This window comes from Romboutsia sp. LXY-2, from assembly GCF_056171995.1.
In genome coordinates this window covers 89,570-112,030 of the sequence record NZ_JBKFGI010000012.1, presented here as the reverse complement: position 1 = coordinate 112,030, position 22,461 = coordinate 89,570, and the positions used below count along the sequence as shown (strand labels likewise).

Genomic DNA, 22,461 nt, shown 5'->3' with positions numbered 1-22,461 from the left:
AGGGGGAAAGTAGAGTGAATTTATATAATATAATTTTTACAGGTTCAGAACAAGCTTTAGCAGCAGCTAAAGGTATGTTAAGTGAAGCAATAGAAAAAAATGGAAGAGAACATAAGGTTGCATTCCCAGATACAGCTTATTCTCTACCTTGCATATATGCAGCTACAGGTCAAAAAATGAATACATTAGCTGATTTAGAAGCAGCTCTTGGAATAATTGAATCTTTAATAAATAGAACTCATTTATTAGAGCATGCATTTAATTCAGGTCTTGCTACAGCACTTGCGGCTGAAGTTATAGAAGCATTAAAATATTCAACAATGGATGCTCCATATAGTGAGCCATGTGCTGGACACATTAGTGATCCAATAATAAGATCACTAGGAGTACCTTTAGTTACTGGGGATATACCTGGAGTTGCAGTTGTTTTAGGTGAATGTCCAGATAATGAAACCGCAGCTAAGGTAATAAAAGATTATCAATCGAAAGGTTTATTAACTTTCTTAGTTGGAAAAGTAATAGATCAAGCAATAGATGCTGGAGTTAAGATGGGTCTTGAGCTAAGGGTTATACCATTGGGATATGATGTAACATCTGTTATCCACGTTGTATCTGTTGCTGTAAGAGCAGCACTGATATTCGGTGGATTAACACCAGGTGACTTAAATGGATTATTAGAATATACAGCTAAGAGAGTACCTGCATTTGTTAATGCATTTGGACCACTTAGTGAGTTAGTTGTATCTGCTGGAGCAGGAGCAATAGCTCTTGGATTCCCTGTTATAACTGATCAAACAGTTTTAGAAGTTCCGATGAACTTATTAACTCAAAAAGATTATGATAAATTTGTAGCTACTTCTTTAGAAGCTAGAAATATAAAAATAAAAATAACTGATATACCAATACCAGTTTCATTTGCAGCAGCATTCGAAGGAGAAAGAATAAGAAAGAACGATATGTTTGCTGAATTTGGTGGAAATAAAACTGAAGCTTGGGAACTTGTTATACACAAAGAAGCAAGTGAAGTTGAAGACCATAAGATAGAAGTGGTTGGACCAAACATAGATCAAGTTGAAACTGATGGCGTAGTTAGATTACCATTAGCTGTTGTAGTTAAAATAGCTGGTAAAAACATGCAAGATGACTTTGAACCAGTTCTAGAAAGACGTTTACACTACTTCTTAAACTATATAGAAGGTGTAATGCACGTTGGTCAAAGAGATATGTCTTGGATAAGAATATCTAAAGATGCATTTGAAAAAGGATTCAGATTAGAGCATATAGGAGAAGTTTTATATGCTAAGATGAGAGATGAATTTGAATCTGTTGTTGATAAATGTGAAGTAACGATAATTACTGATGCTGAAAAAGTTTCAGAATTAAAAGCAGAAGCTGCAGCTAGATATGAATCAAGAGATGAGAGATTAGCATCTCTAGTTGATGAAAGTGTTGAAGAATTCTATTCTTGTAACTTATGTCAATCATTTGCTCCAGCGCACGTTTGTGTTGTTACTCCTGAAAGACTTGGACTTTGTGGTGCAGTTAGCTGGTTAGATGCAAAAGCTACTAAAGAGCTTGACCCAACAGGGCCATGTCAACCAATAGTAAAAGGAGAATGCTTAGATACAAGAACAGGGGTATGGGCATCAGTAAATGATACTGTTGGTCAAATATCTCAAGGTGCAGTTGAAAGCGTTACTCTTTACTCTATACTAGAAGATCCTATGACTTCTTGCGGATGTTTCGAGTGTATATGTGGAATAATGCCAGAAGCAAACGGATTTGTTATAGTAAATAGAGAGCATGGAGGAATAACTCCAGTTGGTATGACATTTGGTGAATTAGCTTCTATGACAGGTGGAGGGGTTCAAACTCCAGGATTCATGGGACACGGAAGACATTTCATATCTTCTAAGAAATTTGCATTTGCAGAAGGTGGACCAGAAAGAATAGTTTGGATGCCAAAAGAATTAAAAGATTATGTTGCTGATAAGTTAAATGCAACAGTTAAAGAGATGACAGGAGTTGAAAACTTCTGTGATATGATATGTGATGAAACAATAGCTACTGATTCTGAGGGAGTACTTGCTTTCTTAGAAGAAAAAGGTCATCCAGCATTATCAATGGAAGCTGTAATGTAAACTTATTAGGAGGAGTGTTATGAAAACTATACCAAGTTTAAAATATACTAGCAAACATGAATGGGTAAAAGTAGAAGGTGAATACGCAATAATAGGTATAACTGATTTTGCTCAAGATCAATTAGGAGAAGTTTTATTTGTTGAAATGCCAGAAGTAGGAGATGCTATAACTAAGGATGAGGATTATGGTGTAGTTGAATCTTCTAAAGTAGCTTCTGATTTAATAGCTCCATTATCAGGAGAAGTAGTAGAAATAAATGAAAAATTAGAAGATGAACCAGAATATATAAATGATGATCCATATGATGCATGGATAATAAAGATTAAGATTGAAAATGAAGAAGAGATTGCTGATTTAATTAGTTCTGAAGAATATGAAAACGGATTAGAATAATATTATTATATAGGAGTATATTTGGTTTGAGTGCACGCAAACCTACTATACTCCTATTCTCAATACAACTTATCTTAAAATCACAGTAAAAAATATATATTTAATATTCAAGCAGGTAATAAAATTGATAAATTTACTTAAGTAAAAATATGAATTTTGTTACTTGTTAGTTAGCGTGTGCTAAAATTATGTTAAAGATACATATTGGGGGGAGAGCATGATAAAAGTAGTTTTCAAATCACATAACAAAGAAGTTTATTGTAATGAAGGGGACAATTTATTAGAAGTAGCAAGAAATAATGATATTTTTATAGATGCTCCATGTAATGGAAATGTATCATGTGGAAAATGTAAAGTTAAGTTATTAAGTGGGCAAGTAAATACAGAAAAAACTTTACACATAAAGGATGAAGAATGGGAACAGGGATATATATTGGCATGTAATACGAAGGTTACATGCGATATTGAAATAGAGGTGCCATCAAAATTATCTTCATCTATGGATAAAATGAAGATTGAAGGCAGTGACAAGAAAAAGGATAAAGAGATATTTGACAGAGCAAAAAATATAATTAAAAAACATAATCTTAAGTTTAGTAGCAATATTAAGAAACTGTATATAGAATTAGAAGAACCAAATTTAGATGATAATATTAGTGATGTCGATAGACTAGAGAGATATGTTAGAAATAACTTAGGATATGAAAAAATAGATTTTAGTTTAGAATTATTAAGAAAAATACCTATTGTTTTAAGAGAAAGCAACTTTAAAATTACATTAACTTATGTAGAAAAAAAGAATAAGCTTACTATATTAAATACTGAACCAGAAAACACAGAAAAAGAATTATATGGCATTGCTATAGATATTGGAACTACATCTGTAGTTGTATGCTTAGTTGATTTACATACTAAAGAAGTAATAGATAAAGCTTCATCAGGAAATGCACAAATAAAATATGGTGCAGATGTAATAAATAGAATAATTTACTCAACAAAAGGTGAAGGGCTAAAAAAATTGAATGAAGCAATAATAGAAGAAACTATAAATCCTTTGTTAGCATCATTATATAAAAAGAACAAAGTAAATAAAGATGATGTGGTAAGTGTTGTTGCGGCAGGAAATACAACAATGAGTTCTTTATTTTTAGGTGTATATTCTGACTTTTTAAGAATGGAACCATATATTCCTCCATTTTTAAAATCACCTAAGTTAATGGCTAAAGATGTTAATATGTATGTTAATGAAAGTGCATATTTATATATAGCTCCTAATGTTGCCTCTTATGTAGGAGGAGATATTACAGCTGGAGTATTATCTTCAGGGATATGGGCTAGCGAAGAAAATGTATTATTTATAGATTTAGGTACTAATGGTGAGATAGTATTTGGAAACCAAGATTACATGATGAGCTGTGCTTGTTCAGCAGGACCTGCATTTGAAGGTGGAGGAATAAGCTGTGGAATGAGAGCATCAAGTGGAGCAATAGAGAAGGTAAATATAGATAAAGAAACTCTAGTACCTGACTTAAAAATAATAGGAGACTGTGAGCCAGTAGGTATATGTGGCTCAGGTATAATCGATTTAATCTGTAAGTTAATGTTATGCGATATAATTGATAGAAGAGGTAAAATACACAAAGATATAGATAATAAAAGAATAAGGTTTAATGAATATGATATAGGAGAGTATGTATTAGCATTTAAAGAAGAGTACAACCTTGAAAATGATATAACAGTAAATGAAGTAGATATTGATAACTTTATCAGAGCGAAAGGTGCAATATATTCTGGGGCTTATACCCTTGTAGAAAGCCTGGGAATGGATTTTAGTGTGCTAGACAGGGTTTATATTGCAGGTGGAATAGGAAACAATTTAGACATAGAAAATTCGATTCTAATTGGACTTTTACCTGATATAGATAGAACAAAATTTACTTATATAGGTAATAGTTCTTTAGTAGGTGCATATCTTACTTTAGTTAGTAAGGATGCTAAGAAAAAACTAGAAGAAATAGGTAATCAAATGACTTATGTGGAGCTAAGCGTATATCCTACATATATGGATGAGTTTATATCTGCATGTTTTTTACCTCATACCAATATTGAGCAATTTCCAACAGTAAAAAATATACTTGAAAACTAAAGCAAAATATAGCAAAAATAGGTAATTTGAATTGACGTAGCAACTTAAAAAGTGATATACTCAACTTATAATAATATATTAAAAAAACGAAATCATGAAGATTTCTTTGGAGTATTGAAATACCTAAAGAAATCTTTTTTTGATATCTAGAAAAAAGGTATAAAAAGGGAGGATTATTATGTGTGAATCAGCAGCTTTTATTTGGAAAGAAGATAAACTAGAGAGAGTTATGGATAACGTTGTAAGTGTTGATCCAATTGAAGGAAAAGTATATTTAACAGACTTACTTGGAGATCAAAAGATAATAGATGGGGAAATAAAAGAAATAAGATTAATGGAGCACAAAATAATAATAAAAGAGAATATATAGTAAAGGGAATTAGTTATGATAATAGCAGTTATAGATGGAATGGGTGGAGGTATAGGTGCCCAAGTGGTATCTGCCTTAAGAGAGGAGTTACCATCGTATATAGAAATATATGCACTTGGTACAAACTCAATAGCAACTAGCTCAATGATGAAGTCACATGCAAATAAAGGTGCAACAGGGGAAAATGCAATAGTGGTATCGTCTAAAAAAGCAAATATAATAGTAGCACCTATTTCTGTTATAATGCCAAATTCTATGATGGGAGAGGTAACAAGTAGAATAAGTGAAGCAGTAGCAGATAGTGAAGCTTTAAAAATATTACTACCGATTATGCCTGAAAACATAGAAGTTGTTGGACTAGAAAATAAACCGCTGGCGCTACTGATAAAAGATTCTATAAAAGTAATAAAGCAGGAGTTTAATATTAAAAAATAGGGGGAGTTACAAATGATATTTAATAATGAAACTTTAAGATACCATCATGGACATGACCATGACCATGATCACGAGCATACTCATGAACATGTACATACACACGGGGAGTCAGCAGAAAATAAAGACGAAAAAACTTTAAAAATATTATTAGTTCACTGGATAAACCACAATGAATCTCATGAAGAAGGATTTAAAGAGTGGGTAGAAAAAGCTAAAGCTATAGGGAAAAATGATACTGCAGACTATATAGAAAAAGCTATAGAATGTATGCAACAAGCTAATCAAATGTTAATGGAAGCTAAAAAATATATGTAATATAAAGCTGTTTCAAAATAATTTTTGAAACAGCTATTTTATATACTAAGGTATTATAACTTATCTGGTTTTTGGATAAGTTATAATACCTACCACTTTCAACCTGAGCAACGGGATGTGAGCTTGCCGAGCAGACGTTGGCGACATGAGCGAAGCGAATTTTTTACGTATAAGAATAAGTTTTTAAATTAGGGAATTATGACGATATAAATGGAGGAAATTTACATGAGAGATGGACATATACACTCACCTTATTGTCCTCATGGAACTAAGGATGCTTTTGAAGAGTATGTAGAAAGAGCAATAGAAATAGGATTAGAAGAAATGACTTTTACAGAGCATTTACCTTTACCAACTGGTTTTAAAGACCCTTCACCTGAAGATGATAGTGCAATGAAAATTGATAAATTAGATTTATATATCAATGATGTAAAAGCTATTAAAGAAAAGTATGCAGGTAAGATAAAGATAAATATAGGGTTAGAAGTTGATTACATAGAAGGTTATGAAGAATACACAAGATATATACTCAATAAAGTAGGAGATGATCTTGATGATGCAATATTATCAGTTCATATTATAAAAGTTGACGACGAATATCACTGTGTAGATTATAATCCTGAAGAGTTTATAAAATTGGCGAAAAGGTTAGGAGGAATAGATAACTTATATTCTAAATACTATCAAAGTGTAAAAAAGGCTATAAAATCTGACCTTGGTAAATTTAAACCTAAACGAATAGGACATTTAAACTTAGTAAGAAAGTTTAATCAAGTTCATCCACATGACTATAGCGAAAATAAAGATTTGCTAGATTTAATTAAATTGATAAAGGATGAAAATTATGAGGTAGATTATAATATATCAGGGCTTAGAAAAGGAGGCTGTAAAGAACCATATTTACATGGTGCTTTATTAGACTTAATAAAAGAGCATAATATAAATATGGTTTTTGGAACAGATTCACATTGTGCTGATGAAATATTATCTCTTAGAGACTTTTTAGGTGAGTAACAATAACATACTAAATATGTTAAAGATGGTATATAAATATATCTATGTTAAGTAATTTATAAATAGTAAGATATAACTTTATAAAAAATATGAAAAGGCTTCTGTGTAGTAATTAATAATTAAATCAGAAGCTTTTTTAGAATAATTTATTAAATGTAGATTGAGTTTATTATTCTTATAAAGCTATATATAATCATAATAAAAAATATATTATATAAAATGGAAAATATATATTGACTATCTATAGAAATTATTATATAATTTATCTTGTAGATGAGCTTGGAGAAGTACTCAAGCGGCTCAAGAGGATCCCCTGCTAAGGGATTAGGCTGGATTAAACCGGTGCGAGGGTTCGAATCCCTCCTTCTCCGCCAGTAAAGACTATCGATTTTCGATAGTCTTTTTTATTGTGTAAAAATATAGATGTACTGTAATATTGAGGTATGAGATATAATTAACATAAAGGGAATATTTTAGTAATGGTCAAAGGGGGAGATTATTATGAAAGAAAAGCTACCTAAGGACTGGAAAAAAATATTACTTTGGTTTGTAGGAGCAGTTCTATTTACAATATTAGTTTTCTTTTACAGTCAAAGTCAATTAGATAATTATGATACTAGTTATGTATCAGCTGATAAAGATAGATTGGAAGTAGGAGATCCTGAATACGTAGAATATGAAAATATCAAAACTAATGATACATATATCAAAACAAAAGGAAACTCTAAGTATTCTCAAATTAAAGTTAAAAATAACTCTAGCGAAACCTTATATGAAATAAGTATTGGGTTAAAAGAGCAAGAGATGAATAATCCATCTGAGTTTATTATTCCGTCCTATAGTATAGAGGTATTAGAGCCTGGAGAAAGTGCTATACTAAGTAACCGTCATGAAAATTTAAAAGATGGTGAAAAACTTGAAATAGATAGATATTCTTATTGTGATGGTAAAGGTAAATCTTATGAAGTAACTAAGAGAATAGAAGATGGTAAAATTAAATTAGGAATTAGTAGTGATAGAGATGATAAGTTTTACAAATACCACGATATTACACCTAAAGTTGATGCTATATCATTTAAATATATAAGCGAAAAAGAAGAAAATAATAAGATATATTATGAATTAGAAATAAAAAATAATTCTAAAATTGATGTTGATAAAATTCACTTAACTTTAAACGAAGAATTTGATGGAAATATTGTTGGGAGCTATTATGTTGGATATAGTGGCAAATTAAAGCCAGGAGAAACTGGCACCTTAAAGTTTAATACAAGTAAGGATATAAAACTAGATATGGTTTATTATGGTTATGTAACGTACAATGAACCTGATAAAGAGGAAACTATATCAGATTATTATATATATGTGAAACAAGGTAAATATAAATTTTATAATTATGAAGACCTTGAAGTAAGTTCACGTAGAACATTATATTTATCTATTAGTAATGTTATTGTTATTTCAGCTTTCTGGATATTAGATGCCTTTTCAAAAAAGATGAAGAATAAAGGTATTTTAGAAAATAATGAAAAATATATAAAAATTTCAATAACTTTAAGTAGAATTAGGATTGCAATATTAATTCTGTATGTAATTTTCGCATTGTTAGTAACGTTTTAAATTAATTTAATTAATAGTAGGGCTTTCATATTTAGAAGGCTCTTTTTTTATCACTAGCAGATGTAAATATATGCTAAAATTAAATAAGATAGATTTTTAAATTTCAAATTATAAGGGGGATTTACTTATGGAAAAACAATTAGAGATGTTTAAAGCATTAACAGAAGCTAAAGGTGTTCCAGGTAATGAAAAAGATGTACGAAATTTAATGAAAAAATATATAAGTCCTTACTGTGAAGAAATAACACAAGATAATTTAGGTAGTATTATTTGTAAGAAGACGGGAAATGAAGGTGGTCCCAAAATAATGATGGCAGGACATATGGATGAAATAGGATTTTTAGTTGCTAATATAGACGATAAAGGGTTTATAACATTCCAAACATTAGGTGGATGGAATGGTAAAGTAATGCTTGCTCAGAAGGTGGTTATTACAACATCTGAAGGAAAAGAATACATAGGCATAATAAATGGTAAACCGAATAAGGATGCAGCAGCTTCTATAGATAAAGATAATATGTTTATAGATATTGGAGTGGATTCTAAAGAAGAGGTTAAAAACTTAGGAATAAGACAAGGAGATATGATTACTCCGTACTTTGAGTTTGAGCAAATGGCAAATCCTAAATATCTTGTAGCTAAGGCATGGGATAATAGAGTAGGTTGTGCTTTATGTATAGACATACTTAGAAAATTAAGAAATAAAGAACATGAAAATGTAGTATATGCAGTAGGCACAGTTCAAGAAGAGGTAGGATGTAGAGGTGCTAAAACTGTTTCTCAAATAGTTAATCCAGATATAGGATTTTCACTAGATGTAAGTATTGCTAACGATACTCCAGGTCAAAATACAAACTATGGTGATGGAAAGCTAGGAAATGGACCTCAGTTACATATATTTGATGGTGGATTAGTAGGTCATGTAGGTCTTAGAAATTACTTAATAGATATAGCTGAAGAATTAGAAATACCTTATCAAGTTAATTCTTTACCATTTGGAGGAACAGATGCTAGCCAAATGCATTTAGCTCACAACGGAGCTCCATGTATGAGTATAGGTATACCAACTAGATATATACACTCACATGCTAGTATAATCCATAAAGATGACTATGATAATACTGTAAAACTTGTTACTGAATTTATAAAGAGATTAAACAGCAAAGAGTACCAAAGAATTATAGAAGAATAGAGTATATATTTTGAAATATAGTCTATAAGTAGATTTGTTTATACAAATCTACTTATAGATTTTTTTAGTTTATAAGATTACATTTTAGGTTGAGACATTATTTTAATTAGAATTGCATAACATTATCATTTTCCATTATTATAGGTTTTGAACCATTTCCTGTTGTGTCTACATCCAATCTATTCATTAAATATGAATATAATTCTTTTCTATTGTTAAATTTAGATACTATATAAGGTGTTAAGAAAGAATATTTTTCTACAAAAGTTAAACCTTCGTTGTCTTCTATTAATACTCCAGCATGACCTACAAAAAGTTCTTTAGTATCATAGTCATGTAAATATCCATTTATCATAGATACTTTACCATTATTCTTGAAAGTTATATTTCTTTTTTCCAACTCTTTTTTAATAGTATCAACGTGAACTTGATAATCCTTAGTATCTTCTGCTTTAATAGATGCAAATAAATTTATAAACTTGTTTCTATCATCCTTATTAAATTTTGATAATGGATAGTTGTCAAAACTATCTAAATCCATAAATAAGTTACTACTATCACCTGTGTATTGACTATTTGAGTTTATAAAATCTTTCATTATCTCGAATGCTGTTAATCTACAGTTAAAGTCCTGGTATAAATACCCTTCTTTTTCCCATTTTTGGCTTGAGTATACATCATCAAAACTTGCCTCTGGTAACTCAGTTGTTATGTATCCACTTTGTAAGCCTTTCATTTCTTTCATAATTTTATTGTATGAGTTAACTTTTTCTATAAAGTAATTTATAGAATCTTCTCTTACTCCAGCATCTTTAAGCTTTTTTATGATTTCTTCTTTAGTTTCATTATCTACCAAATTAGTATATGTTAGTTTGTAATCTTTACTATAATCTGATTGTTGTGTTTGATTTTGATTTTCCTCTTCGTTATTGACTTTATTAGGGGTAGAGCACCCTGTAGTTAGAATTACTGTACATAATAATATTGCTATATATTTTTTAACTTTCATTATGTTTTCTCCTTTGTAGTAAATATTTTATAGTCACATATAATAAGACGCATTATGAGTAGGAAAAGTTTTAGAGATTTTATTTTTTACGCTTAAGGATATTATAATACTTCTAATTATGTGGATAATTTCTTAACCTAAGTAATATCAACAGACTGGTTTTGAGCGTAAAAAAGATTTTGAGCAACGGACGAAGTCGTTGGCGACATGAAGTAGTTCGCAGACGTAGTCGCTCAAGCGAAGCGAATTTTTTATCAAATGAGTAAATTAGCATTAGTTATTCGTGAGAATATTCGATTTATTAAGGGATGACTTATTTATAAAAATATTGACGTATGAAAAAAGAACTAAAAGCCTTATAAGGCTTTTAGTTCTTTTTGAATTAAGTAACTACATAAAGTGTGAATATTTTCTTCTAAGCACGAATCATTAACTTTTAAAGGTATTATCTTAGACATTCTATAAAATAGTATAGAATTATTATTAGAGTCTACACCTTTATCTATGTTAATATTTAAAGTAATGATATCTTTGCCAGAAATTATATTATAATTGTCAGTATAAATACTTATGTCATTGTAGTTTCCTGAGAAAATATTATATTTCATTATTAATCGAGTATTAGAAATTTTATATGATTTAGCTATCAGTTTAACTTTTAGGATATTAGAATTTATAGTTATGAGATCTAGCTTTTTTTCTAAAACTTCTTTTATCTTAAACAAGTGACCTAAGTAATAAATATCCTCATAGTTATGAAGTAATATTATGTCCTTTAATTTTTGAGATTTATTATTAACATAATTTTTATACATATCAACACTTTCTTTACCGGATATAGTATCTTCTCTATGTATTCCCACGTATTTTTCTACTGTTTTTAGTTTACAATCAGATAGAGACAGTTTTTCTTTATAAGGTTTTATTAATCTTAAAATATCAATATCATCAGATTTGTCTAAAGAAAAATCAATATTGTGCTTAGCTAATCTAGAATTTAAAAATGGGATATCGAATGTTATTCCGTTAAATGTAATATGATTTTGAAAATCTGATATCTGATCTATAAAAGTTAATAGTAGTTCTTTCTCTTGATCTTCATTTTCTGCGAAAAACTGTTTAATTACAGTGTTATTACCATAATTAAAAAGAACGCCTATTAAGATAACACTACAGTATTTAGGACTAAGTCCTGTAGTTTCAATATCAAAAACAAAATGATTAGGAGGAATGTCAATATATTCATCTAAAACCTTTGTAATTATATCCATAAAATTTCTCCTTTTTTAAATTATATATTATAATAAAAAAGTCTTTTATTTAATTATTTTTAGAATGACTTTTTTAGTTGTGGATGTAAATTATTTTATACTTAATTTTAAAAGTGTTATAATTTCATTATTCAGTATAAACTTATATATTATTATAAATTAAATAAATAATACTTCAAGGTGGTAAGTTATGATAAGCATAGATAAATTAAATCCCCATCAAATGGATGCGGTTAATCATATAGATGGGCCTTGTATGGTACTAGCAGGTCCTGGATCAGGAAAGACGAGAGTTATTACATATAGAATAGCTAATATGGTGATAAACAATAATATAAAGCCAACTAGTATATTGGCAATAAGCTTTACAAAGGCTTCATCGGTAGAAATGAAAAATAGAGCGCTAAATTTAAGTAATGATCCACGAATGAATAAGGTTACATATGGAACATTCCACTCAGTGTTTTTTAGAATACTAAGACACTTTGAAAAATATAGCTTAGATAGTATTTTTGATGAAAAATCGAAAAGGTTATTATTAAAAGGAATACTAAAAAATCTTAATATAGAAAATGCAGATGACGATGAAACCATTGGACAAGTTATCAATGAAATATCTTATGTTAAAAATGAACTTATGGATAAAAGAGATTTTAAATCTGAGATACTAACTAGTGATGAATTTTCAAAAGTATTTAACTTATATGAAGAACATAAAGAACAAATAAACAAAATAGACTTTGATGATATGTTAATAAAGACATACTATCTATTAAAAAATAATCAAAATGCCTTACAAACTGTTAGAAATGCATACAAATATATACTAGTAGATGAGTTTCAAGATATAAACAAAGTTCAGTTTGAGGTTATGAAGCTCATTTCTAATCCTAGAAACAACATATTTGTTGTAGGAGATGAAGACCAAAGTATATATGGGTTTAGAGGATCTAGACCTGATTTCTTATTGGAGTTTGAAACTTATTTTGAAAATACCAAAAAGATTATGTTAGACATTAACTATAGGTCGAAAAGTGAGATTATAGATGTTGCAAATAGACTTATTCAAAATAATGAAAATAGACATAATAAAGTAATTAAATGCAGCCAAGGAGAAGGAGCGAGAGTAAGTTATATTTCTCCTGAAGACTCCGAAGAAGAAGCTGTATTTATTGGAAAAGAAATTTTAGAAGAAATAAAAAAAGACTATGTGGAGTACACAGACTTTGCAGTAATATATAGAACAAATATACAATCTAGAGCCTTAGTAGATGTATTTATGGATATGAGAATACCATTTGTAGTTAAAGACTCTGTAGTAACTATATACGACCACTGGGCGTCTCAGGACATATTGTCATACTTAAGAATAGGATTAAATCCTCAATCTAATAAAGATTGGGTTAGAATAATAAATAAGCCATTTAGATATATATCAAAAGACAATGTTAATATGATAAAAGATGAAAAAGATTTTATAAATGCATTAATTAACAAATGTGATCTACATCCAAAACAAGTAAAGACAATAAATGACTTAGAAATAGATTTAAGCTATTTAAAAACATTAAATCCTAAAAATGCTATTTCATATATAAGAAGTAGTTTGGATTATGATAGATATATATTAGACTATTGTACAAACAGAAAAATAAAAACAAATGGATTGATAGAAATATTAAACGAACTAGAAAGTTCAGCAACAAACTTTAAAACAATAGAAGAATACTTAGACCATATAGAAAGAGTAAAATCAGAGTTAGTAGAAAATAAAAATAATAAAGAAGCTGATGGTGTAATATTTACAACAATGCACAGTGCAAAAGGCTTAGAATTTAGAAATGTATTTATAATAGGAGCAAACGAAGGAACAATACCGCATGAAAAATCTTATGACATGGTAGATGAAAATAAGAAAAAAGATCAAATAGAAGAAGAAAGAAGACTAATGTATGTAGCAATAACAAGAGCAGAAGAAAATCTATGCATAAGTTCCCCATTAAACAAATACAGTAGAAAAGTATCAAAATCAAGATTCATAGACGACATAAAAGCACCAACAAAAAAAGAACTAGAAAACCTAACAATAGGAGATAAAATCTACCACAAAAAGTTTAAAGAAGGAACAATAATTCAAAAAGACAGAAATTTAATAAAAATAAGATTCAAAGACGGAGACAGAACCTTAGATTCAAAATCTTGTTTATTAAACAACATAATCTACAAGATATAATTAATAAAGAATATATATTAAATTAATATTTAATTATTAAACCTTAAATTAATCTATTAAATATTTAATAGATTAATTTAAGATATAGACGATAATATATAATTATATAAAAATAACAAAACTCAGCTTAATATTAAGCTGAGTTTTGTTATTTTTTATATGTTTTTCCCACACTATTAAGATTATACAAAACAAAAAGATTATGAAGCTAAACCAGCGGAGGTAATATAGATAGATTCGACTGACATTTGCAGGCCTGAACTTGGCCTGCATGGAAGTGAAGCTAGCTATATTGCCGCAGCGGTAGGCAGCATAATCAATTGTTTAAAAAATCTTAATAATATATTCCTTCTTCGAAGAAGTCTTTTATTTGATTTAAGTCATTAGTTTTACCAAGAGCTAACATTAATTTAATTCTAGCTTTTTGTCCAGGTAAATCTCCACCAAATATACATCCTATATTTCTAAGATCTCTACCAGATCCTAAATATCCGTAGCTATCAAATACTCTACCTGAATGACATCTAGAAACAATAACCACAGGTATACCCATTTCACGAGCATATCTAACACCTTCGTACATGTTTGGAGGTATATTTCCTCTACCCATAGCTTCTATAACTATACCTTGATAACCACTATCTGCAGCGAATTTTATGAAGCTATCATCCATTCCTACTCCAGATTTTATTAATGCTACCTTAGGTTCTACAACATCTGTATCAATAGTTGTTCTAGTAGCTATGTTTTTATATAAAACTAGTTCGTTACAATCTATTATACCTATTGGACCACCATTTAAAGCTTTGAAAGTGTTAAGTGAAAGTGTATCTGTTTTAGTAGCTTCAGATGCTAATAAAACCTCGTTGTTTAAAACAACTAAAACACCTTTGTCCATAGCTTCTTCAGATATAGCAGTGCAAACAGAAGATGATAGGTTACTTGAACCATCATACCCTAATTCAGAGCTACTTCTCATAGCACCAGTAACAATAACTGGTTTTGGATTATTTATAGTTAAGTCAAGGAAATATGCAGTTTCTTCTAAGCTGTCAGTTCCGTGAGTAATAACAACTCCACAAATATCTTCTCTAGCAAGTAAGTTATTTACATAATGCTTTAATTCCATCATATGATTAGGTGTCATATGAGGTCCAGGAATTTCGTCAAAGTTAAATACTTCAACATCTGCAACTTTATCGATATTAGTTACCATAGATAATATCTGTTCACCAGATAATGTTGGTATTGCAGCACCAACTTGTTCGTCTACCGTCATAGATATAGTTCCGCCAGTGAATACTATAGCAACCTTCTTTTTATTACTCATAATATCTCCTACCTTTTCAAATATAAAAATTTATATCATTTAATTAAATTATATCAAAAATATTATACATAGGTCTATGGAATAGTAAGGAAAAGATAAAAAAAGATAAAAAAAAAGAGCTCGGGGAAGCTCTTTTTTTGTTTGTTAAGTGGCTTCCGTTGCCAACTTAACAATAATGGATATAAAGTCTATCCGTTCAAAAGGGGTATTGGGAATAGAGATTTTAATTAAGGTTATCAGGGGGATAACCATGAATTAATAATAACAAAATTCGACAAAAAAAGCAATACTTTTTATTAAAAAATTTATAAAAACTAAAAAAATTTGTTTTTAAAATAATATATATTAATAATAGTTTGTAATTGAACTTATTGTTATAAAAAATAAAAAAACCTACCTCATTTGTCCGATCTGAAGTAGGCTATAAATGAATATAAAATATTCATTTATAAGGGGTATTGGGAATAGAGATTTTAATTAAGGTTATCAGGGGGATAACCATAGATAAATAATATCAAAGTTCGACAAAGTAATCAAGTTTTTCTACAAAAAAATATAAAGATATTAGTAAATTAAGACAATATTCGATAAATTAAAACTGGCAAACGGTTACTTAAAGATAAGTATAAATTTCCCTTTACTTAAAAAAGTTAAAAAAGAGAATAATATAAAATATGAATAAAACAGAGACTATATATTGTTGTAAAAAACCAAAAATAAGCACAATTAGCATATATATTGTTAAAAAATGAAAAAAATAATGGTATAATAGAAGGATGTGAAAAAAATAAATTACTTTTGATAATTAACATATAAATTTGGTAAAAATATAAAAACAATAATTTTTGTATATAAAGAAAGTTGGTGCAGTATATGGAGATATATTTAGATAATAGTGCTACAACAAAACCCTATAAAGAAGTTATAGATAAAGTGGTTCAAGCGCTAAGTGTAGAGTACGGAAATCCATCTTCTCTGCATAGAAAAGGCATTGAGGTTGAAAAAAATATAAAAGAAGTTAGACAAAATATAGCTAGATCTATAGGTGCAAAGGATAAAGAAATATTCTTTACATCAGGTGGAACAGAATCTAATAATACAATAATTAGAGGTGTAGCTAATTTACATAAAAAAAGAAAAAATCATATAATATCAACTAATATTGAACATCCTTCTGTTTTAGATACACTTAAAGATTTAGAAAGTGAAGGTTTCGAGGTAACATATTTAAAGGTAGATTCTACTGGAAAGATAAATATGGATAATCTTAAAGCTGCAATAAGACCGACTACAGCTTTAGTTACAATAATGCATGTAAATAATGAAGTAGGAAGTATACAGCCAATAGAAGCTATAGGAAAGTACCTAAAGACATTAGATGATAAAGTATACCTACATGTAGATGCAGTGCAATCTTATGGTAAAATAAGCTTTAGGCCATCTAGATATAATATTGATTTTATGAGTGTAAGTGGTCATAAATTCCACGGGCCTAAAGGTATAGGATTTATGTATGTGAAAGAGAATAATAGACTAAAGCCAATCTTAACAGGAGGCGGTCAAGAAAGTAGCATAAGATCAGGAACAGAGAATGTACCTGGAATTTATGGTTTAGGTGAAGCTGTAAAAATATTAAACAATGATTTGAATAAAAAGATTAAAGATATTACTAGTCTTAAAAATATGCTAAGAGAAGGCATTGTAGAAAATGTTGAGGATATAAAGATAAATTCACCAGAAGATGGTGTATGCCATGTATTAAATATTTCGTTCAGAGGTATAAAAGGAGAGGTATTACTTCATTACTTAGAACAAAAAGGAATATATGTATCAACTGGATCTGCATGTTCATCTAAGAAAAAAGGAAGTCATGTGCTAAATGCAATGAAACTTACTCCTGATGAAATAGAAGGAGCAATAAGATTTAGTTTATCGGACATGAACACAGAAGAAGAAATATTAGAAACTATAAAAGAAGTAAAAGAAAGTGTTAATGATTTAAGGATGATAATAAGAAGAAGATAATTTTAAGGTTAGACTTATTAGAAAAATGACTAAATTAATATAAGAGGTGATAGATTTGTACAATATACTAATAGTTAAGTACGGAGAAATAGGTGTTAAAGGAAAAAATAGATATATATTCGAAAACAAGCTTATAAAAAATGTAAAAAATATATTAAAGCCAATCGGTGACTTTAATGTATATAAAGAGTATGGAAGAATATATGTAGACTTAGAAGATTATGATTATGAAGAAATAATAGAAGAAGTAAAGAAAGTATTCGGTATAGTTGGAGTATGTCCAGCTGTAAGAGCTGAAAAAGATTATGAAAAATTAAAAGAATTAGCTTTAAAAATGTTACAAGAAAAAATAGAAGATGGAGCTAAATCTTTTAAGGTTGAATCAAGAAGAGGAGATAAAACTCTACCTTTAACTTCTCAAGAGATGAGTGTAGATATAGCTGGATTCTTAGTATCTCAAGTTAAAGATGCAATAAAAGTTGATGTTAGAAATCCTGAAATTAAAATAAAATGTGAATATAGACAAAGCCATGTAATGGTATATAGTGATACAGTGCCTGGTTATGGAGGATTGCCTCTTGGAACGAATGGTAGAGCAATGTCTTTATTATCAGGAGGAATAGATAGTCCAGTTGCATCATGGATGGTTGCAAAAAGAGGTATGGAATTAGAATGTATTCATTTCCACAGTTACCCATTCACTAGTGAAAAATCACAAGAAAAGGTTAGAGACTTAGCTCAAATATTAGCTAAATACTGCGGAAGAGTTAGACTTCATAAAGTGAATATATTAGAAATACAAAAAGCTATAGGTTTACAATGTAAAGAAGAAGAAATGACTATAATATCAAGAAGATTCATGATGAAGATAGCAGAAAGAGTTGCTGAAAGCAGATACTGTGAAGCTTTAGTAACTGGAGAAAGCATAGGACAAGTTGCATCTCAAACAATACAAGGTTTAACTTGTACTAATGCATCTGTAAGTATACCTGTATTTAGACCGCTTATAGCTATGGATAAAACAGAAATAATAGAAATAGCACAAAAAATAGGCACATTTGAAACATCTATATTGCCAGAGGAAGATTGTTGTACAGTATTCTCGCCTAAGAAACCTGTAACAAAGCCTAAGTTAGATAGAATAGAGAAGTCAGAAAGTAAATTAGATGTAGAAAAATTAATACAAGATGCTATAGATAATATAGAAATTGAAGATATAGAGTTCTAAATTTTAATATATACTTAAAAACCTATGAAAAACTTATCTTTATATAAAACAAAAAAAGAAGCCATAAGGCTTCTTTTTTGTTTTATATAAACAATCATATTTTATGATTCAAAAGGGCTATAATATTATTTAGACTTGTTAAATACTGTAACTCCGAATTTTTCAACAATTTTAGCTGCTTTATCTACATCTTCTTTTGTAGCATCTTCAACATTTTTTAATTCGTAATCAAATCCCATACTTTCCCACTTATGAACACCCATAGAGTGGTAAGGTAATAATTCTAATCTGTCTACATTGTTTAAAGTAGATACAAATTGACCTAATTTTTCTAAATTTTCAACATCATCAGTAACTCCAGGAACAAGTACATGTCTTATCCATACAGGTATATTTCTTTCATCTAAATGTTTAGCTAGTTTAAGTGTTTTTTCAATTCCTACACCAGTTAAGTCTTTTGATTTTTCTTCAACCATATGTTTTAAATCTAATAATACAAGGTCAGTATTATCAAGAACAGAATCGATTTTTTCGATATCAACAAATCCTGAAGTATCTAAACAAGTGTGAATATCGTTCTTCTTAGCTTTAGCAAAAAGTTCTGTTAAAAATTCTGGTTGTAATGTAGCTTCACCACCTGAAACAGTTATACCTCCACCTGAGAATTTCATGTATGATGAGTATTTTAAAGCCTGGCTTATTATTTCATCTGTAGTGTATTCTGTACCACCTTTAGTGTCCCATGTATCTCTGTTGTGGCAGTATTTACATCTTAGTGGACAACCTTGCATAAATAATATATATCTAATTCCAGGACCATCTACTGTCCCAAATGTTTCTATTGAATGTACTCTTCCTTTAATCATAATGATCACCTCATAAGTTGTTTTGTTATTTGTCAAAGAATATACTGTATACAAAATTTATTTACAAATACATTATATTCTATTATCTATAGTAAGTCTATATTTTTCATATATAGATTAACCTTCATTGTTATATTTATATTATACCCAGATAATAGCTTATAAAACTTAAATCTAAATAAATAGTAAATTATTTGAAATTTTAGTGAATATTTGAAATTATAGTATAAGATTGGGTGATAGAACTTTATATAGTAACGAAAATTAGTTTAATATGTAAAAAAAGAGAGTGTAAGTTGATGAGACTTACACTCTGAAAAAAATATATACTTTGATTGATGATTCTTACTTCTCGGGTGAGGTAAGAAGTTAATATTATTATTAACAGATGTTATAAATTAAGCCATTTTTCCGTGGAATGTTCTGTTTATAACGTCCATTTGTTGTTCTTTAGTTAATTTTATGAAGTTAACTGCGTATCCTGAAACTCTTATAGTTAATTGAGGATAGTTTTCTGGATGTTCCATAGCATCTTCTAAAGTAGCTCTATCAAATACGTTAACGTTTAAGTGATGAGCATCTTGAGCGAAGTATCCATCCATCATTGCTGTTAAGTTGTTTACTCTTTCACTCATATCTTTTCCTAAAGCACCTGGTACTATAGAGAAAGTATTAGATATACCATCTTGAGCATGCTCGTATGGTAATTTAGCAACTGAAGATAATGAAGCTAAAGCTCCGTTAGTATCTCTTCCGTGCATTGGGTTTGCTCCTGGAGCAAATGGTTCACCAGCTTTTCTACCACATGGAGTAGAACCAGTCTTCTTACCATAAACAACGTTTGAAGTTATAGTAAGTATAGATTGAGTGTGGTAAGCATTTCTGTAAGTCTTGTTTTGTCTTACTTTGTTCATGAAGCTTTCAACTAAGTCTACTGCTATAGCATCAACTCTGTCATCGTTGTTTCCGAATTTTGGATAATCTCCTTCTATTACGTAATCAACAGCTATTCCAGCTTCGTTTCTTATAGTTTTAACTTTAGCATGCTTTATAGCAGATAATGAGTCAGCACATACTGATAAACCAGCTATACCACAAGCCATAGTTCTGAATACGTCTCTATCATGTAAAGCCATTTCTAATGCTTCATAAGAATACTTATCATGCATGTAGTGGATGCAGTTTAATGTATTTACATATAAGTTTGCTAACCAATCAGTGAATGGTTCGAATCTTGACATTACTTCATCGTAATCTAAGTACTCAGAAGTTATTGGCTCGAATCTTGGTCCTACTTGAGCACCAGACTTTTCGTCAACTCCACCGTTTATAGCGTATAATAATGTCTTAGCTAAGTTTACTCTAGCTCCGAAGAATTGCATTTGCTTACCTATTCTCATTGCAGATACACAACATGCTATTCCGTAGTCATCTCCCCAGTAAGGTCTCATTAAATCGTCGTTTTCGTATTGTACAGAACTTGTGTCTATAGATACTTTTGAACAGAAGTTTTTGAATCCTACTGGTAATTTTGTAGACCATAAAACTGTTAAGTTTGGTTCTGGAGATGGTCCAAGAGTGTAAAGAGTATTTAAAACTCTGAATGAGTTCTTAGTTACTAATGTTCTACCATCAACACCCATACCAGCTATTGATTCTGTTACCCAAGTTGGGTCACCTGAGAATAAATCATTGTAGTCAGGAGTTCTTAAGAATTTAACCATTCTTAACTTCATAACGAAGTGGTCCATTATTTCTTGAACTTCTTCTTCAGTTATTGTACCAGCAGCTAAATCTCTTTCGAAGTATATGTCTAAGAAAGTAGAAGTTCTACCTAATGACATTGCAGCTCCGTTTTGATCTTTTATAGCAGCTAAGTAAGCGAAGTATAACCATTGTACAGCTTCTCTTGAGTTAGTAGCTGGCTTAGATATATCGAATCCGTAAGTGTTAGCCATAGCTTTTAATTCATTTAAAGCTTTTATTTGATCAGATATCTCTTCTCTTAATCTGATTACATCTTCGTCCATACAAGAAACTTCTAATGTTTCTTTTTGGTGCATTTTATCTTCTATTAATTTATCAACACCGTATAAAGCAACTCTTCTGTAGTCTCCTATTATTCTTCCTCTTCCGTAAGCATCAGGTAATCCAGTTATTATACCAGATTTTCTAGCAGCTCTCATTTCAGAAGTATAAGCATCGAATACACCTTGGTTGTGAGTTTTTCTATACTTAGTGAATATTTCACTTATTTGAGGATCACATTCATATCCGTAAGCCTTACAAGAGTTTTCAACCATTTTTATACCACCGAATGGCATAACAGCTCTCTTTAAAGGAGCATCAGTTTGGAAACCAACAACAGTTTCTAAATCCTTGTTTAAGTATCCTGGTCCGTAAGCATTTATTAAAGATACAGTCTTAGTATCTACATCTAGAGTTCCGCCATTGTCTCTTTCTTGCTTGAAAAGATCCATAGCTTGTTCCCATAATTTTTTAGTGTTTTCTGTAGCTCCAGCTAAGAAAGAGTCATCTCCTTCATATGGAGTGTAGTTTGCTTGGATGAAACCTTTAACATCTATTTCTTTAGTCCATCTACCAGCTTTGAATCCTTGCCATGCGTTCATAGTAAAAGTCCTCCTTGGTTAAGTCAGGTTATTTTATAGTTCTACTTTATTTTAAAATCTAGCTAGATATTTTTTAAACAAGTTAATCATAACATACATTTAGTATTTTGTATACAAAATTAAGCTAGATTTTGTCGATATTTATCATAAAAATTAATTGATTATATGATAAATACTTATGATTACTAATTTTATATTGAATTTATACCCGGCAATATTTACCTTAAACGCAAAAATATAAA

At 29.6% G+C, this 22,461-nt stretch carries 17 protein-coding genes and 1 tRNA gene; 13 read left to right on the top strand and 5 right to left on the bottom strand.

Annotated elements, in window-relative coordinates; genetic code table 11:
• Nucleotides 1–14: 14 nt before the first annotated feature.
• The 10 genes from acsB (at nt 15) to ACI48P_RS17590 (ending at nt 9,627) form a co-directional block, all read left to right on the top strand.
• Nucleotides 15–2,141 carry an acetyl-CoA decarbonylase/synthase complex subunit alpha/beta gene (gene acsB / locus ACI48P_RS17635; protein ID WP_475218170.1) on the top strand — a complete coding sequence of 709 codons (2,127 nt, stop codon included), beginning with the start codon at nt 15–17 and terminating at the stop codon, nt 2,139–2,141.
• A gap of 19 nt (nt 2,142–2,160) precedes the next feature.
• Nucleotides 2,161–2,535, top strand: coding sequence for a glycine cleavage system protein GcvH (gene gcvH / locus ACI48P_RS17630; protein WP_475218168.1), 375 nt, complete (start codon nt 2,161–2,163; stop codon nt 2,533–2,535).
• Between the two features lie 217 nt (nt 2,536–2,752).
• A complete protein-coding gene (acsV, locus tag ACI48P_RS17625; RefSeq protein WP_475218166.1) occupies nt 2,753–4,681 on the top strand; it encodes a corrinoid activation/regeneration protein AcsV in 1,929 nt (642 codons plus the stop codon).
• A gap of 178 nt (nt 4,682–4,859) precedes the next feature.
• A complete protein-coding gene (locus ACI48P_RS17620; protein ID WP_475218164.1) occupies nt 4,860–5,051 on the top strand; it encodes a CooT family nickel-binding protein in 192 nt (63 codons plus the stop codon).
• A 15-nt stretch (nt 5,052–5,066) separates the two neighbouring features.
• Entirely contained in the window at nt 5,067–5,486 is a 420-nt protein-coding gene (locus tag ACI48P_RS17615) for a DUF3842 family protein (RefSeq protein WP_475218162.1), read from the top strand.
• Between the two features lie 12 nt (nt 5,487–5,498).
• The gene (locus ACI48P_RS17610; protein WP_475218160.1) at nt 5,499–5,801 is read left to right on the top strand and encodes a DUF8180 domain-containing protein; all 303 of its coding nucleotides are present in this window, start codon (nt 5,499–5,501) and stop codon (nt 5,799–5,801) included.
• 225 nt (nt 5,802–6,026) lie between these two features.
• The gene (gene hisJ / locus ACI48P_RS17605) at nt 6,027–6,815 is read left to right on the top strand and encodes a histidinol-phosphatase HisJ (RefSeq protein ID WP_475218158.1); all 789 of its coding nucleotides are present in this window, start codon (nt 6,027–6,029) and stop codon (nt 6,813–6,815) included.
• Nucleotides 6,816–7,096: 281 nt separating this feature from the next.
• Nucleotides 7,097–7,189, top strand: a tRNA-Ser gene (locus tag ACI48P_RS17600).
• A gap of 127 nt (nt 7,190–7,316) precedes the next feature.
• Nucleotides 7,317–8,435 (top strand): COG1361 family protein, encoded by a 1,119-nt coding sequence (locus ACI48P_RS17595; protein WP_475218157.1) that lies wholly within the window; start codon nt 7,317–7,319, stop codon nt 8,433–8,435.
• 127 nt (nt 8,436–8,562) lie between these two features.
• On the top strand, nt 8,563–9,627 hold the full coding sequence (locus tag ACI48P_RS17590) for a M42 family metallopeptidase (RefSeq protein WP_475218155.1): 1,065 nt from the start codon (nt 8,563–8,565) through the stop codon (nt 9,625–9,627).
• 106 nt (nt 9,628–9,733) lie between these two features.
• Here the strand turns inward: ACI48P_RS17590 and ACI48P_RS17585 are convergent, their stop codons facing one another.
• The gene (locus ACI48P_RS17585; RefSeq protein ID WP_475218153.1) at nt 9,734–10,636 is read right to left on the bottom strand and encodes a DUF4300 family protein; all 903 of its coding nucleotides are present in this window, start codon (nt 10,634–10,636) and stop codon (nt 9,734–9,736) included.
• 356 nt (nt 10,637–10,992) lie between these two features.
• Nucleotides 10,993–11,907, bottom strand: a complete 915-nt coding sequence (locus tag ACI48P_RS17580) for a ribonuclease H-like domain-containing protein (RefSeq protein ID WP_475218151.1) — start codon at nt 11,905–11,907, stop codon at nt 10,993–10,995.
• A 190-nt stretch (nt 11,908–12,097) separates the two neighbouring features.
• Here ACI48P_RS17580 and ACI48P_RS17575 point away from each other — a divergent pair, with 190 nt between their 5' ends.
• Nucleotides 12,098–14,140, top strand: coding sequence for an ATP-dependent helicase (locus tag ACI48P_RS17575; RefSeq protein WP_475218149.1), 2,043 nt, complete (start codon nt 12,098–12,100; stop codon nt 14,138–14,140).
• 334 nt (nt 14,141–14,474) lie between these two features.
• On the opposite strand, the gene ACI48P_RS17570 is transcribed toward ACI48P_RS17575, so the two are convergent.
• Nucleotides 14,475–15,470, bottom strand: coding sequence for an asparaginase (locus ACI48P_RS17570; RefSeq protein ID WP_475218147.1), 996 nt, complete (start codon nt 15,468–15,470; stop codon nt 14,475–14,477).
• An 873-nt stretch (nt 15,471–16,343) separates the two neighbouring features.
• Here ACI48P_RS17570 and ACI48P_RS17565 point away from each other — a divergent pair.
• Both ACI48P_RS17565 and thiI read left to right on the top strand, forming a co-directional pair.
• Complete coding sequence (locus ACI48P_RS17565) at nt 16,344–17,495, top strand: cysteine desulfurase family protein (RefSeq protein ID WP_475218145.1); 1,152 nt, start codon at nt 16,344–16,346, stop codon at nt 17,493–17,495.
• 55 nt (nt 17,496–17,550) lie between these two features.
• A complete protein-coding gene (gene thiI / locus ACI48P_RS17560) occupies nt 17,551–18,723 on the top strand; it encodes a tRNA uracil 4-sulfurtransferase ThiI (protein WP_475218143.1) in 1,173 nt (390 codons plus the stop codon).
• 125 nt (nt 18,724–18,848) lie between these two features.
• Here thiI and pflA read toward each other — a convergent pair whose 3' ends face one another.
• Nucleotides 18,849–19,589: a pyruvate formate-lyase-activating protein gene (gene pflA / locus ACI48P_RS17555; protein WP_475218141.1), complete on the bottom strand. Its 741-nt coding sequence runs from the start codon at nt 19,587–19,589 to the stop codon at nt 18,849–18,851.
• Nucleotides 19,590–19,987: 398 nt separating this feature from the next.
• Nucleotides 19,988–22,219 carry a formate C-acetyltransferase gene (pflB, locus tag ACI48P_RS17550; protein WP_475218139.1) on the bottom strand — a complete coding sequence of 744 codons (2,232 nt, stop codon included), beginning with the start codon at nt 22,217–22,219 and terminating at the stop codon, nt 19,988–19,990.
• Between the last annotated feature and the right edge of the window lie 242 nt (nt 22,220–22,461).